The organism is Streptomyces sp. NBC_01334 (assembly GCF_035983595.1).
Lineage (GTDB): Bacteria > Actinomycetota > Actinomycetes > Streptomycetales > Streptomycetaceae > Streptomyces > Streptomyces coriariae.
On record NZ_CP130719.1, the window covers coordinates 273,963 to 292,734 of the forward strand.

The following is an 18,772-nucleotide window of genomic DNA, read 5'->3' on the forward strand; positions in this document are numbered from 1 at the left end:
TGTGCCTCGTCGCCGCAGCACGCCAGGTCAGCCGCGCTCGTTGGTGACAACCAGCGTGCTTTGGCGCACTGTGACTGAGTGCTTCAGTTGGCGAGTGGATCGTTGGCTGGCGGACTGAGCGCTGCCTGTCGATGACAGCGGTGAGGCGGAAGCTCCCTGGACCGAGGCCGAGAGGCCGGAATTGATGTTCCGTATGCCTGAGCTACCCCGACCTGCTGATGAGGACGACCTGCTCCGGCGGCTTGTCGCATGGGCGGAGCACACTGCGCATGGTCGGCTTGCGCTGGCGGCCACGGACAGGGCGATGGAGCGTGCCGTCGAGACTTTCGGGCTGCCTCTGCCTGCGCTGCTCCGCCGCCTGTACGGAGAGATCGCGGACGGAGGATTCGGGCCGGGGCACGGGTTGCTGCCGCTCTTCAATGTCGGGTTCGGAGCCGTCGACGGCTATCCGGCACGCATCAGCTCTCGGTCTGGTGGGCGGCCATGGTGGCCGCGCGGCGTGCTGCCGGTTCTTCACTGGGGATCCGGGCAGTACGCCGCTGTGGACTGCACCAGCCCGCAGGTCCTGGTCTTGCACTATTCCCCCGGCTCAGCCGGGGCGGATGACACCTGGCTGGTGGAGTCCGAGAGTCTGGCCGAGTGGCTGGAGTCGTGGATGGACGGCACACCATGGCAGCGGAGCGGTGCACCCTCCAGCTGCACCGTCGCCGGCCCGATCTTGTGGGAGGCCCTCGCGGCCCGCCTCGGTACAGCCGATTGAGCAGTGTCACATCCCTCTGAGCCGAGCATCCGGTCACTCAACTTCGCACTCCACTTGAACCGGGATATCGACGCCGTGACCGCCGGACTCACCCTGCACTGGAGCTCCGGCGGCACCGAAGGCGCCGTAAACCGCATCAAGAAGATCAAGAGGCAGCTCTACGGACGGGCCGGATTCGAACTGCTCCGCAAGATGATCCTGCTGCAATAGCCTCCGAGGCCGTCAGGCAGCATGAGCCTGGCTCCCCGTCGCGCCACATGCGTGGCCGGGAACACGGCGGCCCGGAAGGGCCGGCGAGCGGTACCGAAGTGAACGACGGAGGCAAAACATGAAGACAGACGCGGACATGGATTCGCTCCGCTGGGCGGTGGCCTGGATGTGCGTCACCTTTACCCGCGGCCTGAGCCCCGAGGAGGTCTTCACCCGGTACGGGGCCGACCCGGGCCAGGCCCGCCTGCTCGACTGGGACACAGCCTCGGACCTGGTGTCGGGCGACTCCGGTGACGGAATGGTCTCGCTGCTGCGGTCCGGGAGGATCGATGAATGGGCCTTCTGCGTCGAGGAGGAAGGTGGCATCGGCTTCGGGGAAAAATCGCTCACGGAGCTGTCTCGCGGCACTGAGACATACAGCCTGGCGACGACCGACGGAATCGATGTCTTCCAGTACTGGCGTGACGGCGAATGCGTCGAGTACTTCGAGCCAGGCATGGAGCACACCCGGTCCGAACCGTTCGGCCCCTGGTGGGATCGGGTGGAAGCAGCGCTCACCGCGCACGAAGGAAAGGATGCCGGGATGGCACCTGTGGTGGCCCTCGTGCTGGACCACCTCGGCATCACCCTGGACGACGCCACCCTCGCCGGACCCTGGCCCAGCCTGACGCTCACCGAGGACGACGCGCCGTCGGGGCCACTGGGCGACACCTACGCGGGCGAGGGACCGGTTCCACCCGGGACTGTCGAGATCTTGTAAGACCCCACAACATCGATGGTCTTGAAACTCAAGCGTCAGTGGTCACCGTCCGCGTTCGCTCCCCAAGATCTGTGCCAGAACCCCAAACTCGTGAACAAAGCCACCGTGTACTTCATCGTGCCCGCGGGGATCGGTGCGGTCGTCTCGGGCCTTGTCGCGCTGCGCAGGGCGCGGGGCCAGGAGGAGGCGACTCCCTCACGGGCGCGGGCGGGAGTCGCACTCGGTGGAACTGCGCATCAGCACCCGTGCCGTGGACGTGATCGTGTGGGACAGCGACCCCACCGTCCCCGCGGCCCGGGCCGCCGACCCCGACCGGATCGGCCAACACGGCCTGGAGATCGTCAAAGCTGTCGCCCAGGACCTCGTCGTCGAACAGCAGCCGGTCGGCAAACGCATTACCGCCCGCATCCCCCTGCCCGACAACCCGGCAGCGACCCCGCCGCCCTCAGCCTGACGGGCGGCCGGCCCCCGGCAGGCGCTGTGCGATGGTGCCGAGCTCCTTTGAGCCGGAGGGCGAGTAGCGCCCAGCCGTACTTCGTCAGCCGGATGATTTGCTCAGCAGGGCCCGCGCCTTGCGCTCGACGAGTACAGGGACGAAGTCGCGTACGCGCCGGCCGGTGAACGACGCGTGAGCCTTGGCTACGGCAGCCTGGACCTCGGCCTGGCTGTGTGTCGCGCTGAAGAGGTTGGTCAGGCGCTCCACCACTGCGGAGATGGCGTCGTCCTCGCGTGCTTTGTCTGCCACTGTGCCACCTGCCTGGAGGAGTGCTCCTCAGCCCCCGCTGAGGTTCTCGCGGATACGCACCGCGCTTTGGTGATCATTGCATTCTGTTCGCGGAGCGTCGCCGGGAACCGGCCATGCCTGGTGGGCCTGGAGGGCGAGGCTGACGAGGGTCATGAGCAGGTGCATGTCCGCTTCGCCGTCAAGGCGCAGTGTCAGCCATTGCGAGCCGGGCACCAGCCGGATCGCGGCGGACCGGGTGAACTGTTCTTCGAAGCGCCGTATAGAGCGGGCTGTGAGGTACAGGTCGACGTCGCTGCCGGAATGGAAATGAGCGATCTCGCCCTGGGGTGAACGCAGTGCCCGGCCGGTGCCGCAGCTTGGCTCGGTCTCGGTGAGGTCGTCCCAGGCAGAGAGTTGCGTGAGGGCGCGCGCAGCCAACGTCATGCATCCATCATGGCCAGCTCACTGAGCCTTCACCAGAAGATGAGGAATCCGTAACCGGGCCGCATCGCACGAATGTCCGGATATCGACTCGGTGCCTGCCCGGAGCATGGGGCCGGCCGACCGGGATGCACCGTGCTGCGGAATGCGCCGCCCGCCCGCCGGGCGGGTCAAGGCGGCGTGGCACACGGGGCTGTCCTGCGGCCACGCGAGTGCTGGGGTGTATGCAGGAGGTGTGGACTCCAGCCGACAATCGGGGCATGTGATCCCGTCGTGGACCGCGTCGAGCCGTCGGCTTGTCCTGCCTCTTGCCTTGATCGCAGTCGTCACCGTTGTGGACATTCTTGCCCCTCCCGAGGTCCACCTCGGCCCCTTCCTGGTGGCGGCGCCCGCGATCACGGCGTCGTTCGCCGGCCCGCGTGTGACGGCCCTGGTCGGCGCGATCGCCGTCCTCGCGCAGGTCACGGTCGCTGTCACCCGCACCAGCCTCACGGACCTCAACCACACCCTCCAGATCCTCGCCCTGACCTTGATCTCCGTACTGGCGACTCTTTTCGCCTTCCGGCGCGAGCGCCACGTGAAACAGCTGATCCAACTTCGCTCGGTGGCGCAGGCGGCGCAGGAGGTCGTGCTGCGGCCCCTTCCGCGCCGGATCGGTCCTCTGCGTCTGGCTTCCGTCTACTTGGCCGCGGAAGCCGAGGCGCAGATCGGCGGAGACCTGTATGCCACGGCCCGCACCGCGCACGGCACCCGTGTCCTCATCGGCGACGTACGCGGCAAGGGGCTGGAGGCGATCGGTGATGCCGCCCGGCTCCTGGGTGCCTTCCGGGCCGCAGCGCACCGGCAGCCCGAACTGCCCGCTCTGATGGCCTTCCTCGAGGACGCCGTCTCCTCGGACCTCGACACGCCGGGTGACTGGACCGACGGTATGGAGGAGCTGGAGGCGTTCACCACCGCGGCCGTCCTGGACATTCCCGACCACGCCACAGCCGTCTCCATGATCAACTGCGGGCACCCGCCGCCACTGCTGTGGACCCGCGGCAACGTCCACGAGATGCAAGTTTGCCAGCCTGCCCCACCACTGGGGCTGACCGGACACATGGAGAGCCCCTTCACCGTCCAGGACTTCACCGTTGCCGACGCAGACATCATCCTGCTCTACACGGACGGGGTCATCGAAGCCCGCAACGGCAAGGGCGACTTCTATCCGCTGGCCGAACGGCTTGCCGCATGGTCAGGGCAGGGACCGGATGACCTTCTCCGCTACCTGTGCAGCGATCTGCTGGCCCACGCGGGCCAAAACCTCGGCGACGACGCAGCCCTCGTCGCCATCGAACGCGCAGGCCCCACGCCCGCCGTACCGCACACACCCCCGAGCTCGACCGGCTCGGCACGCTCAAAGGCAAGCCAGCGGAGATCCTCTACCTCCACCTCATGATCGACAACCACACGGCGGCATCGACATGGGCCGTGCCTGCGCCCAGAGGTGCGAGGTGGGGCCGGAGAAGAAGCTTGCGCAGGGCATGGTCGAGGCCCAGGAGTCGGAGGTACAGCTGAATGACCGACCTGCTGAAGGAACGCAGCGCGGTTATCCGGCGATGACCGCCGGACGGTCGGACGTCGCCCGCCACCGGCGTCCGACCGCTTGCACAGCACCACGTGTGATGACGGTGTGCCTGCAGGTATCAGGTGCTCTTGGGCTCCCAGTGCAGGTCAGCGCAGGTCTGCGATGTTCAGGCATGTCTGGCACGTGGTTGAGCGCGGTCGGGTAGGTGGCCTGCCGTCGCAGTACATCAGGTCAGGAGGGTGGTGAAGACGCTGGCTACGGTGGCGGCGAGTGTGATGACCGCTGCGAAGGTGACGGCGGCGCGGGTGAGGGCGGCGGGGTAGGTGGCGCCGTCCATGCGGGCGAGTTTGCCCGCGCTGGCGGCGGCCAGCAGCGCGACGACGATCACGAGTGCGGTGGCGAGGAGGACGACGGCGACGGTCACGACAGACTCCTGTTACACGATGGAGTGTTGACGTGGTCGACGGTCGTAGAAGTGGTGTGCGCCGGGGTTCGCCGGGACGAAGATGAACACCGGCGAACACATCACGGCCCGGGGACGAGCACGTGCGCGACGAGCAGAACGGCCACAATCCGGCACTCACCGAATTGCGCAGGAGACTGGATGACGGACTGGCCCGCATGCGGCTGAACAAGACGCTGCTGGCCGGCCGGGCGGGGCTGGGGCGAACGACCGTGTCGGAGGCCTTCCAGGCCGACCGGCCGGTGCCCTCGGCGCAGACCGTGGCGGCGCTGGCCCGCGCGCTCGATCTGCCGGTCCAGGAGTTACTGGCGCTGCACCGGGACGCGGCCCGGGGAGGGGGCGGTGAACGGCCGGGGCCCGGCAGGTTGATCGAGGAGTGGGAGCCGCACGATCTGGAGGTCCATCCGGCCGGGCACAGCAAGGTCGTTGACGGCTCGGATGCGCCCGGGGTACGGGTGCTGTCGGGGTATGTGCGGCGCGACCATGACCGGGTGATGGCCGAGGCGGTGCGGGATGTGGTGGCCGGCCGCAGCCGGATGGTGGTCCTGGTGGGCACCTCGTCGACCGGGAAGACCCGGGCGTGCTGGGAGGCGGTCCAGCCGCTCGCGGACCGGGGTTGGCGGCTTTGGCATCCCTTCGACCCGACCCGGGCCGAGGCCGCCCTGGAGGACCTACACCAAGTCCAACCGCGCACCGTCGTCTGGCTGAACGAGGCCCAGCACTACGTCGGGAACCGGGCGGTCGGTGAGCAGATCGCAGCGTCCGTGCACCACCTGCTGGTCACCCCGGAGCGCGGGCCGGTCCTCGTGCTGGGCACGCTCTGGCCCGAATACGCCCACCAATACACGACCCTGCCCGCGCCGGGCGGGGACGATCCGCACAGCCGGGTAAGGGAACTGCTCGCTGGCCGCACCCTGACCATCCCGGATTCCTTCGACGCCCCAGCCCTGGCCGCGGCAGCCGCCCTCGCCGAGGGCGGCGACCGGCTGCTGGCCGACACCCTCACCCGCGCCCACACCGACGGGCGCATCACCCAGGACCTGGCTGGTGCCCCCGAACTCCTCACCCCCAGCACGCAAGCCCGGCCGCCAAAGCTCTGCTGGAAACAGCGATGGACGCACGCCGCCTCGGCGTCGGCCTGCACCTCCCGCAGGCCTTCCTCACCGACGCCGCGATCGACTACCTCAGCCAGACCGACTACGACCAGCTCACCGAGGACTGGGCCGAAACCGCCTTCTCCGAACTCGCCAGACAGGTCCACGGCAAACAAGCCCCACTGCGCCGCACCACCCCCCGACCCCCACGACGCCCACCCACCCCCTCCACAACCTCAGCCCCGCCCTCCCCACAGCAGGCGGGACCGGTGTTCCGGCTCGCCGACTACCTCGAACAACACGGCCGCACCACCCGTAGGCGGCTGTGCCCGCCCGCCTCCTTCTGGCATGCCGCCCACGCCTGCCTCACCCATCCGGACGACCTGGCCAACCTCACCCGCGCAGCCCAGGTCCGGCAACGCCTGCAGTGGGCCCACCACCTCCGCCACCGAGCTGCCGAGACCGGCGACACCTTCGCCCTGCTCCACCTGGCCGTGATGCGGGAGGAGGCCGGGGACCGGGAGGGCGCCGAAATCCTGGACGCTCCCAGACCAATCAGACGAAACAAGAAATCACCCAGGCCGGCGCCTTCCTCGCTCAGCTCGCCGACAGAGGCCGCACCATCGAACACTGCCAGCAGGCTGACCTCGACGCCTGGCACTCGGAGAAGCCGGCCACCCGTCGCCCGGCCCAGACGTTCCTGCGCTGGTGCATAAAGACGGGCCGGATGCCCCGCCTCGCCCTGCCACCCCAGGTCGTCAACCAGGACCAAACACCCCTGCACCAGCACCACCGACTCGCCGTTCTCCGGCGGGTCCTCAACGACGACTCCGTGCCCCTACGGGCCCGGATCGCCGCCGCACTCGTTCTCCTCTACGCGCAACCCGTCACCCGCATCGTCCGCCTCACTGCCAACGACGTCATCGACGACGGGACCACCGTCACCGTCCGGCTGGGAGACCCACCCTCCCCACTTCCAGAGCCCGTCGCTGACCTCATGCGGGCATACGTCCAGTCCTGCCAGCATCTGCCCTATGCCAGCAGCAGGAGCTCACAGTGGCTCTTCCCCGGACGCCAGCCCGGCCAGCCGATGAACCCGGTCAGCCTTCAAGTGCACTTGCGCGAGATCGGCGTCCAGCCGCAGCGCGGCAGGACCTCCGCAATCCGACAGCTGGTCCTCCAAGCCCCGGCTCCCGTCATCGCGAAGGCCCTCGGTTACCACGACAAGACAGCCACTCGCCTGGTCACCGAAGCTGGAGGAACCTGGAGCCGATATGCTCCCGGCGACCACACACGGTGATTTGCGCCTGAGCTCGGTTCGCCGCTCCACACGGTTGCGAGATCAGTCGTCTGGCGGAAACTCCTGGTCCAGAAGCTGTAGTACCTCCTGCTGCCGCCTATGAAATCCGGGCAGCAGGGGCTGCACGAGGGCGAGATGCTCCGTAATCGACAAGCCCCGGTGAGCGGGCGGCTGCGCCGGGTGATTCCGATCAAGGGCCTTGTTCATCGAAGCACAGAACAGGTACGCCGTTCCCATGGCCTTCGAGTCGAAAACGATCTGTCCGACCGCCACTGAATCGACCGGACCACATACGCCTTCGACCAAGGCGCCCAGCACATCAACGGCGACCGCCGGATCACCGTCCGGGTCCCACCGAGCATGCATGAGCGCAGCGCGCATGCCCTCAGCCAACTCCGAAGCTGACGGCTCCGCCAGATCGCTCGCCATCCCCGCATCGTCCCAGCCTGGCTCGCGGAAAACCACCCTGAATCAGCTACTCGCCGTGACCGAAGTCGTGGATGCCCAGCGAATACACGACACCTCAACATGCGAGCCCACCAGTCCCAAGGCCGAGGGCGGGGCGGCGCATCCCGGCTTTCGCGTTTGGGTAGTGATTGCTCATGGTCTCTGTGTCGTCTGGAGGTGTTCTGGAAGGGACAGAAAATCCATTCCGGCTCCTCAGGCAGTGATTTCGATGAACACGACCACGATCTCGCGCCGGCAGCAGTGTCCCGAGCGGCAAGCGGCCCGCACCGGTGAGCACGTGTTCGGTCTGCTTCTGGAGCACGGGCCTCTCGCTCCCGCCTCAGCCCGTCATGAGGCCCGCCCTGTTCTGGCCGCGTGGGGACTGGACGACGACCAGATCTACGAAACCCTCCTGGTCATCTCCGAGCTTGTTACCAACGCTGTCTCCCACGCACTGCCTCCCGTTGTGCTGCACCTGCGCGCCTCCACCGAAGGCTCCGGACCCGTTGAAGTCCATGTCAGCGACGGCGGCCCCGAGACCGCCCCGGACAACTGGGCCGCCGCCCGGCCCGCCGACGAACACGGCCGCGGCGACATGATCGTCTCTGCCCTCACAAGCCAGGCCGGATCCGGACTCGAAAGCGAAGGTCTCATCGACCACTGGGCGAGCTTCGGCGCGGCCTGACTACGCGCGCCTGCCGACGATCTTCCAGAGCGCGTCCGCGATATCGCACAGCTCCAGCAGCGGGCCGGCGTCCCGTAGAACCAGAACGCATCTGCGCTGCCATTTCTCCCTACCAACCACGGATCAGCGCATGACTTCAGCCCGTCTGCCCAGCAACCTGGAGCCCGGCTTGCGCCGATGCCCCGGAGGCATCTCGTGAGCGGGTCGATGTCGCAGCGAACCGTCTGGCAGCTGTCTTCGTGCGCTTCGTCATATGCGGAGGCGGGTGGGTAGCACCCAGCGGTGCGCTGATCCTGATGGACGGCAGCCTCCCCCTGGTGGTGGCCAGACGTTGCGTGCAGAAGGCGTGCGCGACGGAGACGAGGGTGACGTGGTGGTGCCATCCGTTCCAGGTGCGGCCCTCGAAGTGGGCAAGTCCCAGGGCCTGTTTCGTTGCGCGCGAACGGCTCGAACACCTCCGCCGCGAACGCCTCCAACTCACCACGCACCACAGCAATCTCGTCCGGAGTCACACACCCTCAACGCCACACCACACCCCAAGGACACGCACCACAACAACCGACCTGACCAGGCACTACTAGGCCCGCCGCAGGAATGACAGCCTTGCACAGGGGAGGGCGCGAACCCATGGGTGTTCGCCTTTCTGATCGTGCGCTTCAGGCGCGGGTCAGGGCGGTGTCCGCGGGGGGTTGCCCAGGAAGAAGGCCCTGGGCAACCGCTGCTGCTGATGGTGCCGGTGTTCGCTCGTGCAGCGGGAGCACCGGGGGGATCGCGACCTTCTCGGTGAGGAAGAGGTGTGTGACGATGCGCTCCGCCGCGTTTCCGTCGTCGTACTGGACGAACCGGCGGCGGAAGACCGCGCGGAGCTCAGCTGCCGCCGGGCCGTTCCAGGCGCCCGAGCGGAAGGTCTCGATCAGCTCGTCCTCGGTGGTCGCCGTCGCTCCCGGGGTCTCGCCCGGGTTGTCCGAGAGAACGTCGAAGTACACGCCGCGCGCCTTGCGGTAGACCTCCCAGTCGTCCGCGTAGGTGATGATCGGGCGGTCGAGGCACGCGTAGTCGAACATGATGGAGAAGTAGTCGGTGATCAACGCGTCGGCCGCCAGGCAGGATCCTCCACGACCGGATACCTCGACACGTCCTTGATCAGGCCGCGCTCCTGGAGCGCGGCCAGGCGGGGGTCGTTCCGTAGAAGTAGTGGGTGCGTACGAGCGGGACATAGTCGGGGCCGAGTTCACGGCAGAACCGCTCCAGGACGACGCGGGGGACGTATCCCTTCTGGTGTCAGCTATGCACGGTTGGGGTCGTTCACATGTGTGCCGCCATGGGCTCCGGTGCTGTCTCCTGGTGGGGCTGTGCTGGCGTGCTGCTCCGGCTGCGGTAGAGGAAGGCCGTGATGACGGCGCCGAGAGCGAAGATGCAGGCGGACCACCAGAAGGCGGTGGTGAAGCTGTGCAGTTGGGCTTGGGCGAGCGCGTCGGCGCTGGGGGTGTGGTCTGCCAGGTAGGCAGTCGCGGCGCTGGCGGCGAGAGTGTTGAGCAGGGCCGTACCGATGGAGCCGCCGACCTGCTGCATGGTGTTGACGGTGGCGGAGGCCGCGCCGATGTCAGTGGGGGCGACACCGGCGGTGGCGATGCCGAGGGCGGGCGGCACGACGTGGCCGAGGCCGAGGCCGATGATCAGCAAGGGCGGCAGGACGTGGCTGGCGTAGGGGGTGTCGAGGCCGATTCCGGTGAGCCAGGCCAGGCCGGCGGCTGCGAGCAGCATGCCGGCTGGGACGGCGATGCGGGGTCCGAGCCGCCGGACGGTGAGGTTGGTGGAGATCTGTGCGGACACGATGAGTGAGCCGATCATCGGGAGGAAGGCGACGCCGGTGCTCACCGGGCTGTAGCCGAGCGTGATCTGAAGGTAGTAGGTGAGGAACAGGAAGATCCCGAACATGCCGCTCGCGGCGACCAGAACGGCGGTGAAGGAGGCGGCGCGGTCGCGGTCGCGCAGGATGCGCAGGGGAAGGAGCGGGTTGGCCGACCGGGTCTGCCAGAAGGCGAATGCGGCGATCAGTGCCGCTCCGGCGGGCAGGAGGCCCCAGGTCGCCGCGGAGTCCCAGCCGTTGGACTCGGCCTTGGACAAGCCGTAGACCAGGCAGAACAGTCCTGCGGAGACCAGGGCCGTGCCGGGCAGGTCGAGAATGGGCTTGGCCCCGCGCTCAGTGCGGTGGAGGTTCAGGGCGCCTCCGACCAGGGCGAGTGCTGCGAAGGCCAGGTTTACGTACAGGGTCCAGCGCCAGCTCAGGTGCTCGGTGAGCAGACCGCCGAGCAGAAGCCCGATCGCGCCGCCGGTGCCCGCGATGGCGCCGAAGACGCCCAGCGCCTTGGCACGTTCCTTGCCCTCGGTGAAGGTGACGTTCAGCAGGGTGAGGGCCGAGGGGGACAGGATCGCCCCGAAGACGCCCTGCAGGGCGCGCCCTACGATCAGCAGCTCGAAGTTCCCGGCGGCGCCCGCCAAGGCGGAAGCAACCGCGAAGCCGGTGACTCCGACGAGGAAGACGCGCTTGTGTCCGAACAGGTCCGCCAGGCGTCCGCCGACGAGGAGCAGGCTGCCGAAGGCCAGGGAGTAGGCGGTCACCACCCACTGCCGGTCGGAGTCAGAGAAGCCGAGATCGTGCTGGGCGGAGGGCAGGGCGATGTTCACGATCGTGGCGTCGAGGACGACCATCAGCTGGGCGACGCCAATGACGGCCAGCACCCACCAGCGGCGGCGGTCCAAGGGGAGTGCCTCGGCGGAGCGGGGCGGTCGGACAGACATATGGAGGAACTCCTGCTCAGGAGGCGGAGGGAAGTGGCGCACGGTGCTGGCCGGCACGCAGAATCGGCGTCGTCGGCGGCAGCCCTCTAGAATGAATTCACCAGGTGCTGATATTTAATTCTGCACGTGGTGAATTGCTGTGTCAAACCCATGCCAGGAGGCTCGCCATGACCCCACCCACCCGGCTCGGACGCCGCCCGGGAGAAACCGGCACCCGCGAGACAATCCTGGAAGTGGCGCGCCGCAAGTTCGCCGAACTCGGCTACGACCGGACGACGATGCGGAGCGTGGCGGTCGAGGCCGAGGTCGACGCAGCCCTGGTCTCCCACTTCTTCGGCTCCAAGCAGCAGTTGTTCGCCGCAGCAGCGCCCCTGCCGTTCGACCCGGAGACCGTGCTGGCCGAGCTGCTCGGCGGCCCAAGAGAGACCATCGGCCGGCGGCTGGCAGTCCACGTTCTGGGAACCGTCGACACCACGGACGGACGGCTGAAGATCACGGGGCTGATCCGTGCGGCGGCCTCCGAGGAGGCGGCCGCCAGGGTGCTGCGCGAGCGGGTCACCCAGGCCATGCTCGTTCCCCTTACCGAGGGGCTGAACGTGCCCCAGGCCCGGTTGCGCGCCGCCCTGGCCGCATCACAGGCGGTCGGACTGATCATGGCTCGCGATGTGATCGGCCTGGAGGTACTGGCCGAGACCGAGACCGAGATCCTGGCCGGAGCGGTCGGCCATGTACTCCAGCACTACCTCACCGGGCCCCTGGTCCTCTGACCCGTCACGACAACTGCGCCGGAGCTGTCATGTACACGGACCACGTAGCCCACCCAGTACACCAGCCGGGCCTTCGCCGACGCCTGCCGCAAGGCCGGCGTCCGTCAGTCGATGAACGCGATCGGAGCCGCTGATCGAACCCGATCGGCACGAACGGTACGGACGGCAGATCGAGATCAGCGCGTTACCTTCCGTAGCCCACGTGGTGGGTGGGTCGTACACCTGCAGTCCTCGCTGACAGTGGACCCCGGTGGCGGGGGAGGATGATCGGATGCCTTCGGAGGGGAAGGCACTGGTGAGCGCCGCGGGTGGGGTGAGGGCCAGGAAACGTGGCTGGTCCCCGCGTGGTCGGTGCGCTGCTCTCGGGGACCGTTCGGTGGTACCGCTTGGGTAGCCTGCTGTCTCCTGGACCTCGGAACATGCACAAAGACGATGAGGTGGTGTGGCATGGGCTCGTCGTCATGGGGTGCCGAGCTACTGAGTGGGCTTAAGCCGTTGTCCCGGGTGGTGCTGTTCGTGTGCCTGTGCGCTCTCGCGCTGCCGTTGTGGTTCGCCGCGCAGAACACTTATCGGTTCATCGACGGGCACCGCACGAACACGGAAGGATACGTGCACTGCGAGTCGGGCGGCCCATGTCGCGGCGCGTGGCGTCTGCCTGCAGGGCAGCGTGGGACCGGTGAGATCCGCGGTCTCTCCTTCGCTGCCGATGAAGAGTTTCTGACGGACATACCGCTGTTCGCGGGCCAGGACTGGGCTGTCGCCGACCGCTCTGACCTGCTTGTACGCGCAGCTTGGGAATTCGTCAGCACGGGGATCGGCACGGCTCTCGTCTTGTGGATCGCCTGGAACAGGTCCTACAGCAGCGGTTGGCGCGATGAGGTGAAATAGTCCTGACTTTCGGGACCGAGCGGTGAGTTGAACATTCGGTCAGGCGGAGGCACATCGCTGTGAGTCGTGTTCCGCGAGGCTTCGCCTGGCCGGCCAGGTACAGCTCCCTACCAGGGTAAATGGGGCGGCGGGACGATCTGCTGGCCCGCAGCCGTTTCCGCGTCGTCGCCGTCAGAAGTGGATGTCAAAGGCTCCGGACCATGATCGGGCCGGGGCCGCTCCCGTGTGCTCTCGGCAGGATTCGAACGCCGCTGGCGGAGATCTTCGGCAGTGACTGGCGGGGTGGGCCTGGGGCGTGGGCCGCCGTCGCCCTCGTCGCCTTACCCCCGTGGCTGGCCCTCGCCCGCCGTCCCGCCGAGCGCATCGCGGATATCGGCACCGGCACCGGCACCGGCACACCGAGCTCGCCACCCGGTCCCGGCATTCGCATGCCCGCAGTCCGATCGCCTGGTCACTCGCCGTCTACTTCGGACTCCAGGCCACAGGCAGGGAGGGTGTGCGATGCCGACGCTGATAGCTCCGCTGTTCACGGCATCGGCAGCACTCATGCTGACAATCCTGCCGACCACGGCGCAGGCAGCCGGAACAGAGGACGGCGCTGCGCTGGTGGCGGCCGAGAACGAGATCATCGACGAGCTCGCCCCCCTGGGCTGGCCGGACCAGGACTCGGAGAACTTCTACCCCGGAGCGGCTGGCCATGCCGATGCCGACGCCGCATCCGTGATCTGGGGTACACGCGGGAACGCGCGTTCCTACCAAGGCGAGGCCAAATGCGCCCAGTTCCTCACTGCCTCCACCAAGCACGCCTACACGTGGGCCACGGACACCTGGTTCACCAACGGCACCGGCTTCCGCAGCCCCTCCTCCGAGCAGTACTACGAAGCCTTCACGGACACTGCCGCCGGTGGTGCGCTGGAGGACATGAGTGACCACATCACCCGTCCTTCCGCTCAGCGGGTCCAGGATCTCCATGCGGGCTCCATCATCGCTGTGAAGTACCTGGACGGATCGGAGGGCGGAGCGACCGGCCACATGATGATGGTGGAGTCGATCGCGCCGTTCGAGCGCGATGGCAACCGCGCCACTCAGGAGTACGCCGTCACCGTGGCCGACAGCACGTCCAATCCACACGGCGTGGCGTTCTCTTCCAAGACATCGCCGCACTGGGCGTTCCGTGACACCCGCGTCGAGGGCTCTCCGGGACTCACCACGAAGGAGCGGAGCGGCGCCGGCCGCGGCACCATCTTCATCCAGGCCGACGCGACGACCAGCAGGCCGACCGGCTACTGGTGGGGCAGGAACGAGACCGCATTCAACACGGTCGCCAACCGGCCGATGGTCTTCGTGGACGTCACCCGCTGATACAGCCTCTGCCGAACGGCAGCCCTGTAGGTGCACGCTGACATGACTCAAACGGTCCCGTGAGCTGGAAGGGGCTCTTCGAGCATCGCGGATTTGCTGGCCACGTGCGTGCGCTGGAACGGGTCGACGACACCGATGAGATCGATCTGGTCGTGAGGGTCCTCGCCGATCCGGAGCAGACGATCCGCCGTCTTCCAGCACGTTGGAGCGCTGAGCCTTCGACTTTCACCTCGGACCGGCCTACGAGCCGTGGGCAGCGTCGATGACCCAGACGACGAGTCGTTACCCGTTCCTGACCCAGCCGTACAAGAAGGGGCGCTGTTCCGAGCCATCAACCTCGGCTTGCTCTGGCACCCGGACGCCCGGCTCGAGTCATCCGACTGGCTCCGACGCAAGACCGCTTGCGCGTCGAACACGCTGGCCCTCGCGATTCTGGCCGAGCACGGTCGCGCCAAGAAGGTCCGTAACACCGCCCGGACAAGCGCAAAGCACCCCGGTTCCCGCTGGACCGAGATAGAAGGCGCGCCGTCGGGCGCGTGGGATATCTTCTTCCCCGGCCGGGGCTGTCCGATCAGTCGTCGCCCGCCGGTGCCTTCGCCAGAGTGACGGCGGCACGGATGGCATGGCCGAGGTCGATCCTCGAGCGCTCCCGGTCATGATGGACCTCGTACTGGATGACGAGGCCGTCCATCATCGCCACGGTCAGGCGTGCCAGTTCCGTCAGATCGATCCCGAGGGGCCGGCGTTTGGGCTCCTGGTCGAGGGCGCTCTGGAAGGCTTCCTGAGCGGTCCTCGAGTAGCGCGTGTACTGCCATTCTGCGAGCCGTTCGAGACCCGGGGTCCGGCGGCAATAGATGGTGAGTTCGTACTGCATGAGCTGCAGTCCGTCGTCGCCCACGGCATAGGCCCAGAAGGCGTGCAGCCCGTCGTGGATCGCCGCGTCGAGTCCTTTTGCGGGGTCGACGGCGTCGCGCAGCACCTGCTCGATCTGATTGGTGATCTCGCCCACGACGGCGGTGAGCAGTTCGTTCTTGTCGCGGAAGGCGTAGTGCACTGCCCCTTGAGGTGCCCCTGCGTACTCGGCGATGCGCCTTGTGGTGGCCCGGTCGAGCCCCTCCCGGGACATGACCTCGATCGCCGCTTTCACGAACTGCTCACGACGTGCTTCGACACTCATGCGGGCCAGCGGAATCGCACCTCCTCAGTAAAGGGCGGGGAAAGTCGCTCCGCGCCCCTTGACGTGTTCCTACTACCCTATTTCACTTGGGCAACTGACTTGGTCAACTAACCAACAAGGGGTTTTCATGATCGAGAACGAAGCTGACGTCGTAGTCGTCGGGGCGGGTCTTGCAGGGCTCTCGGCAGCCCGGGTGCTGGCAGAGGCAGGCCAGGACATCGTGGTGCTGGAGGCTCGTGACCGTGTCGGCGGGCGTACCTGTTCGGTCATCGAGGAGGACGGCAGGCTCGTCGAGTACGGCGGACAGTGGGTAGGCCCCACCCAGGACCGGATGCTGGAGCTGATCGAGCAGTTCGGGCTCGATACGTTCACCCAGTACGCCGACGGCGACAACCTGCAGCTCGTCGACGGCAAGCTGCTGCGCTACCACGGAGCCGTTCCGACCGGTGATCCGCTCATCGCCGCCGACCTGATGGACGCCATGGTGGACCTCACATCCGCCGCCCTGGAGGTGGACACGGCAGAACCGTGGAGGCACCCGCGAGCTACCGAACTGGACGGCCTCACCGTCGAATCATGGATTCGGCAGCAGCCGTACTGCGAAGGCGCCAAGGTGTGGCTGCGTGCCATGACACGTGCGCTGTTCCCGGCCGAGCCCGGGGAGATCTCCCTCCTGCACGCGCTCTTCTACATCAGCTCGGGCGGTGGCCTGGAGAAGATGATCGGCACCATCAACAGTGCCCAGGAGACCCGGATAACCCACGGGTCCATGCAGGTTTCCGAGCGACTGGCCGAACTGCTCGGCGACAGCATCCGGCTCGGCTGCCCCGTCAGTCGCATCGAGTACACGGACAGCGGCGTCACCGTCCACCACGACGGCGGCATCACACGCGCCCGCCGTGCGGTCGTGGCACTGGCCCCGACCCTCGCCGGACGCATCCGCTACAGCCCACCCATGCCTGGCCTGCGCGACCAGCTCACCCAGCGCATATTCATGGGCTCCTCCGTCAAGATAAGCGTCGCCTACGCGACGCCGTTCTGGCGTGAGGACGGCCTCAGCGGTCACATGATGGGCGACAACACCCTGGTCCAGGTCACCTTCGACCAGACACATCCTGACCGCCCCGAGGGTGTACTCGTCTGCTTCGTTGACTCCAACTCGGCCCGTCGAGCCCTTGCGATGACCGCTGAAGAACGTCGCGCCCACGTCATCGAGGACCTTGTGACCTACTTCGGCGAGAAGGCCCGCCACCCCGTCAACGTCCACGAGAAGCTGTGGATGGAGGAGGAGTGGTCGCGCGGCTGCTACACCGGGATCCTGTCCCCAGGCACCTGGTCCACCCTTGGCCAGGTCCTGCGCACTCCCGTCGGACCCATCCACTGGGCCGGTACGGAGTACGCCACCGTCTGGAGCGGGTACATGGACGGGGCGGTGCGCTCGGGCGAGACGACAGCAGCGGCGATCCTGGCCGAGGCCGGCCGATGAGCGCGGCGCAGAGCGTTGACGCAGCGGAGCTCCACGAAGCCCTCGTCGACTACGCGAAGAAGGCCAACCAGAGCCCGAGGGTGGCGAAGACACTGGCCGCCTGGTCGTGCCGTATCCACATCGAGGCGACCGACCAGCCGGACGCCCTTTTCACCTTCGTCATCGACAAAGGGCACACCTCGCCCGCGGTCCGCGGCGCTGAGGGCGTGCCGGACCTGGTCGTGCGCGGCAACAGCATGGACCTCGCCGAGATCTTTTGGGGAGACGCCAACCCCGTCTCCAACTACATGCAGGGAGCCATCCGGACACAGGGCAGGGCGGACGACGTCATGCGCCTGGACGCGATGGCCATGTTCATCTTCCTCGGCCAGTGACCCCGGAGTCATCATGAGCGAACCACCCGTCCTCAGCCGCGCGTTGGGGCTCGGAGGGGCATCGGCCATCTCCACAGGTTTGGCCTTCGCCGCCATCAACTTCCTGGGTATCGCACAGCTCCTCACGTACATCAGCGGTCCGCTCTCATGGATCGCGATCCTGGGCGCCGCTGTCCTCATGCTCGGAGTCAGGGCACTGTTCTCCGAACTCAACGGGATGCATCCCAGTGCCGCGGGTATCCGGCTCTGGATGGCACGGGCCATGAACGACCGCCTCGCCCTCATCATCACGCTGACGTACATGACCGCGATCGTGCTGGTCATCGCTGCGGACGCCTACATCATCGGCGAGGCCATGGCGTACGCCTTCCACAGCGGCCCTCTGGTCACGATCGGTTATGTGGCCCTGCTGCTCGCCGTCGCCACTTGGCTCAACCTGCGTGGCATCAAACTCGCGGGCGCCGCCGAAAAAATCGTCACCACCGTCGTGGTGCTGGTCACCGTCGGCGTGGGCGTCATCGCGATCGCCAGCCCCGGCCATGTGTCACACCCGGGGGCGGGCACCCACAGTTCCCCGCTGCAGGCCCTGGTCCTCGGGATCTTCGTCTACACCGGCTTCGAATGGGTCACCACCAACGCCGAGGAGGTCACCAAGCCGAAGGCCGTACCGCGCGCGATGTTGGTCTCCGTACTGGTGCTGGCCGCCAGTCAGGCCGTATTCGCCGTGGCCATGGGCGCCACCCTCGACAACGCGTCGCTGGGTAGCGCCTACCCCCAACTCCTCGCCGCGCAGCAGGCGATGGGCCACGCCGGCATGCTGGTAATGCTCGCCGTCACCGCACTGACCGCCGTCAACACCTTCAACGGCGGCTTCGTAACCCTCTCCCGATTCATCTACGCAGTCGCCCGCGAAGGCAAGCTGCCCCGCCCTCTCACCCGGCTCAACGACCGGGCGGTGCCCGCCCTGCCAGTCTGTCTCCTCGGGGGCAGTTCGCTGGTCCTGGCGGTCGTGGTCGCTCTCACCGGGTCCTTCACCGTCATGGTCTCGGTCTGCGCGGCCCTGGAAATGATGATCTACGCGGTGGCGGGCTTCGTGGTCTGGCGACTGCGCCGCAGCGAACCTGACACCGACCGGCCCTTCCGCGTGCGGGGCGGCGCCCCTCTCGCGCTCGTCTTCACCGTCCTGTTCGGACTGCTCGGCTTGCTTGCCTCTGTGAGTGTCGGCGAGCGCATCCTCCCGATCCCCCTCGCTGTCGTGCTCGGCTGCGCCGCACTGGTCACGGTCTACGTCTTCACCGTCGTGCCGCGCCTCGAACGCCGGGAGGCCGAGGAACTCGCCGCCCGGCGTGCCGCCCGGGCCGTCGCACGCGCTCAGCGCAACACGTCGTCCGCCTCTGAAGGAGCCGCCTCGTGAGCACATCCCACACGCGGGTCTTCGTACCCGACGCCGACGCGACGAGGGTGT

18 protein-coding genes and 4 pseudogenes are annotated in these 18,772 nt (G+C 67.5%); 14 read left to right on the forward strand and 8 right to left on the reverse strand.

The window, feature by feature from the left end:
* Positions 1 to 193: 193 nt before the first annotated feature.
* From OG736_RS45835 to OG736_RS45850, 4 genes and pseudogenes are all read left to right on the forward strand, one after another.
* Positions 194 to 760: an SMI1/KNR4 family protein gene (locus OG736_RS45835; RefSeq protein ID WP_327188114.1), complete on the forward strand. Its 567-nt coding sequence runs from the start codon at positions 194 to 196 to the stop codon at positions 758 to 760.
* 42 nt (positions 761 to 802) lie between these two features.
* Positions 803 to 970 (forward strand): annotated as a pseudogene (locus OG736_RS45840) (ISL3 family transposase); the annotation flags it as partial.
* Positions 971 to 1,088: 118 nt separating this feature from the next.
* Positions 1,089 to 1,730, forward strand: a complete 642-nt coding sequence (locus OG736_RS45845; protein ID WP_327188115.1) for a DUF6461 domain-containing protein — start codon at positions 1,089 to 1,091, stop codon at positions 1,728 to 1,730.
* Between the two features lie 223 nt (positions 1,731 to 1,953).
* A pseudogene (locus OG736_RS45850) lies at positions 1,954 to 2,184 on the forward strand (ATP-binding protein); the annotation flags it as partial.
* Between the two features lie 84 nt (positions 2,185 to 2,268).
* On the opposite strand, the gene OG736_RS45855 reads toward OG736_RS45850, so the two are convergent.
* Together OG736_RS45855 and OG736_RS45860 are read right to left on the reverse strand one after the other, a co-directional pair.
* Complete coding sequence (locus tag OG736_RS45855) at positions 2,269 to 2,475, reverse strand: three-helix bundle dimerization domain-containing protein (RefSeq protein ID WP_327188116.1); 207 nt, start codon at positions 2,473 to 2,475, stop codon at positions 2,269 to 2,271.
* A gap of 27 nt (positions 2,476 to 2,502) precedes the next feature.
* A complete protein-coding gene (locus OG736_RS45860; RefSeq protein ID WP_327188117.1) occupies positions 2,503 to 2,898 on the reverse strand; it encodes a luciferase domain-containing protein in 396 nt (131 codons plus the stop codon).
* Between the two features lie 310 nt (positions 2,899 to 3,208).
* On the opposite strand from OG736_RS45860, the gene OG736_RS45865 reads away from it, so the two are divergent.
* Entirely contained in the window at positions 3,209 to 4,333 is a 1,125-nt protein-coding gene (locus OG736_RS45865; protein WP_327188118.1) for a PP2C family protein-serine/threonine phosphatase, read from the forward strand.
* A gap of 355 nt (positions 4,334 to 4,688) precedes the next feature.
* Here OG736_RS45865 and OG736_RS45870 read toward each other — a convergent pair whose 3' ends face one another.
* On the reverse strand, positions 4,689 to 4,886 hold the full coding sequence (locus OG736_RS45870) for a hypothetical protein (RefSeq protein WP_327188119.1): 198 nt from the start codon (positions 4,884 to 4,886) through the stop codon (positions 4,689 to 4,691).
* 122 nt (positions 4,887 to 5,008) lie between these two features.
* On the opposite strand from OG736_RS45870, the gene OG736_RS45875 reads away from it, so the two are divergent.
* Entirely contained in the window at positions 5,009 to 6,517 is a 1,509-nt protein-coding gene (locus OG736_RS45875) for a helix-turn-helix domain-containing protein (RefSeq protein WP_327188120.1), read from the forward strand.
* A 229-nt stretch (positions 6,518 to 6,746) separates the two neighbouring features.
* Positions 6,747 to 7,319, forward strand: a complete 573-nt coding sequence (locus tag OG736_RS45880) for a site-specific integrase (protein ID WP_327188121.1) — start codon at positions 6,747 to 6,749, stop codon at positions 7,317 to 7,319.
* A 42-nt stretch (positions 7,320 to 7,361) separates the two neighbouring features.
* Here the strand turns inward: OG736_RS45880 and OG736_RS45885 are convergent, their stop codons facing one another.
* Positions 7,362 to 7,748 (reverse strand): hypothetical protein, encoded by a 387-nt coding sequence (locus OG736_RS45885; protein ID WP_327187889.1) that lies wholly within the window; start codon positions 7,746 to 7,748, stop codon positions 7,362 to 7,364.
* A gap of 55 nt (positions 7,749 to 7,803) precedes the next feature.
* Here OG736_RS45885 and OG736_RS45890 point away from each other — a divergent pair, with 55 nt between their 5' ends.
* Positions 7,804 to 8,451 carry an ATP-binding protein gene (locus OG736_RS45890; protein WP_327188122.1) on the forward strand — a complete coding sequence of 216 codons (648 nt, stop codon included), beginning with the start codon at positions 7,804 to 7,806 and terminating at the stop codon, positions 8,449 to 8,451.
* Positions 8,452 to 8,731: 280 nt separating this feature from the next.
* Here OG736_RS45890 and OG736_RS47460 read toward each other — a convergent pair.
* The 3 genes and pseudogenes from OG736_RS47460 to OG736_RS45905 form a co-directional block, all read right to left on the reverse strand.
* Positions 8,732 to 8,881: pseudogene (locus OG736_RS47460) on the reverse strand (IS701 family transposase); the annotation flags it as partial.
* A gap of 226 nt (positions 8,882 to 9,107) precedes the next feature.
* A pseudogene (locus tag OG736_RS45900) lies at positions 9,108 to 9,732 on the reverse strand (CDP-glycerol glycerophosphotransferase family protein); the annotation flags it as partial.
* Between the two features lie 24 nt (positions 9,733 to 9,756).
* Positions 9,757 to 11,253: an MFS transporter gene (locus tag OG736_RS45905; protein ID WP_327188123.1), complete on the reverse strand. Its 1,497-nt coding sequence runs from the start codon at positions 11,251 to 11,253 to the stop codon at positions 9,757 to 9,759.
* Positions 11,254 to 11,420: 167 nt separating this feature from the next.
* Between OG736_RS45905 and OG736_RS45910 the strand changes: the two genes are divergently transcribed.
* From OG736_RS45910 to OG736_RS45920, 3 genes are all read left to right on the forward strand, one after another.
* On the forward strand, positions 11,421 to 12,020 hold the full coding sequence (locus tag OG736_RS45910; RefSeq protein WP_327188124.1) for a TetR/AcrR family transcriptional regulator: 600 nt from the start codon (positions 11,421 to 11,423) through the stop codon (positions 12,018 to 12,020).
* A 447-nt stretch (positions 12,021 to 12,467) separates the two neighbouring features.
* Positions 12,468 to 12,908 (forward strand): hypothetical protein, encoded by a 441-nt coding sequence (locus OG736_RS45915; RefSeq protein ID WP_327188125.1) that lies wholly within the window; start codon positions 12,468 to 12,470, stop codon positions 12,906 to 12,908.
* A 501-nt stretch (positions 12,909 to 13,409) separates the two neighbouring features.
* On the forward strand, positions 13,410 to 14,270 hold the full coding sequence (locus OG736_RS45920; protein ID WP_327188126.1) for a hypothetical protein: 861 nt from the start codon (positions 13,410 to 13,412) through the stop codon (positions 14,268 to 14,270).
* Between the two features lie 571 nt (positions 14,271 to 14,841).
* Here OG736_RS45920 and OG736_RS45925 read toward each other — a convergent pair.
* Positions 14,842 to 15,447: a TetR/AcrR family transcriptional regulator gene (locus tag OG736_RS45925; protein ID WP_327188127.1), complete on the reverse strand. Its 606-nt coding sequence runs from the start codon at positions 15,445 to 15,447 to the stop codon at positions 14,842 to 14,844.
* 127 nt (positions 15,448 to 15,574) lie between these two features.
* On the opposite strand from OG736_RS45925, the gene OG736_RS45930 reads away from it, so the two are divergent.
* The 3 genes from OG736_RS45930 to OG736_RS45940 are packed head-to-tail and all read left to right on the forward strand — an operon-like array spanning position 15,575 to position 18,721.
* Positions 15,575 to 16,933, forward strand: coding sequence for a flavin monoamine oxidase family protein (locus tag OG736_RS45930; RefSeq protein ID WP_327188128.1), 1,359 nt, complete (start codon positions 15,575 to 15,577; stop codon positions 16,931 to 16,933).
* On the forward strand, positions 16,930 to 17,307 hold the full coding sequence (locus tag OG736_RS45935) for an SCP2 sterol-binding domain-containing protein (protein ID WP_327188129.1): 378 nt from the start codon (positions 16,930 to 16,932) through the stop codon (positions 17,305 to 17,307). Before OG736_RS45930 ends, OG736_RS45935 begins: the two co-directional genes overlap by 4 nt.
* Positions 17,308 to 17,320: 13 nt before the next feature.
* A complete protein-coding gene (locus OG736_RS45940; RefSeq protein WP_327188130.1) occupies positions 17,321 to 18,721 on the forward strand; it encodes an APC family permease in 1,401 nt (466 codons plus the stop codon).
* Positions 18,722 to 18,772 lie beyond the last annotated feature (51 nt).

What these genes read in the sequence shown, in the direction of transcription:
- OG736_RS45920 (WP_327188126.1), top strand. Translation starts at nt 13,410, where the DNA reads ATGCCGACGCTGATAGCTCCGCTGTTCACGGCATCGGCAGCACTCATG.
- OG736_RS45880 (WP_327188121.1), top strand. Translation starts at nt 6,747, where the DNA reads ATGCCCCGCCTCGCCCTGCCACCCCAGGTCGTCAACCAGGACCAAACA.
- OG736_RS45885 (WP_327187889.1), bottom strand. Translation starts at nt 7,748, where the DNA reads ATGGCGAGCGATCTGGCGGAGCCGTCAGCTTCGGAGTTGGCTGAGGGC.
- OG736_RS45925 (WP_327188127.1), bottom strand. Translation starts at nt 15,447, where the DNA reads ATGAGTGTCGAAGCACGTCGTGAGCAGTTCGTGAAAGCGGCGATCGAG.
- OG736_RS45935 (WP_327188129.1), top strand. Translation starts at nt 16,930, where the DNA reads ATGAGCGCGGCGCAGAGCGTTGACGCAGCGGAGCTCCACGAAGCCCTC.
- OG736_RS45930 (WP_327188128.1), top strand. Translation starts at nt 15,575, where the DNA reads ATGATCGAGAACGAAGCTGACGTCGTAGTCGTCGGGGCGGGTCTTGCA.
- OG736_RS45910 (WP_327188124.1), top strand. Translation starts at nt 11,421, where the DNA reads ATGACCCCACCCACCCGGCTCGGACGCCGCCCGGGAGAAACCGGCACC.
- OG736_RS45835 (WP_327188114.1), top strand. Translation starts at nt 194, where the DNA reads ATGCCTGAGCTACCCCGACCTGCTGATGAGGACGACCTGCTCCGGCGG.
- OG736_RS45915 (WP_327188125.1), top strand. Translation starts at nt 12,468, where the DNA reads ATGGGCTCGTCGTCATGGGGTGCCGAGCTACTGAGTGGGCTTAAGCCG.
- OG736_RS45940 (WP_327188130.1), top strand. Translation starts at nt 17,321, where the DNA reads ATGAGCGAACCACCCGTCCTCAGCCGCGCGTTGGGGCTCGGAGGGGCA.
- OG736_RS45845 (WP_327188115.1), top strand. Translation starts at nt 1,089, where the DNA reads ATGAAGACAGACGCGGACATGGATTCGCTCCGCTGGGCGGTGGCCTGG.
- OG736_RS45905 (WP_327188123.1), bottom strand. Translation starts at nt 11,253, where the DNA reads ATGTCTGTCCGACCGCCCCGCTCCGCCGAGGCACTCCCCTTGGACCGC.
- OG736_RS45860 (WP_327188117.1), bottom strand. Translation starts at nt 2,898, where the DNA reads ATGACGTTGGCTGCGCGCGCCCTCACGCAACTCTCTGCCTGGGACGAC.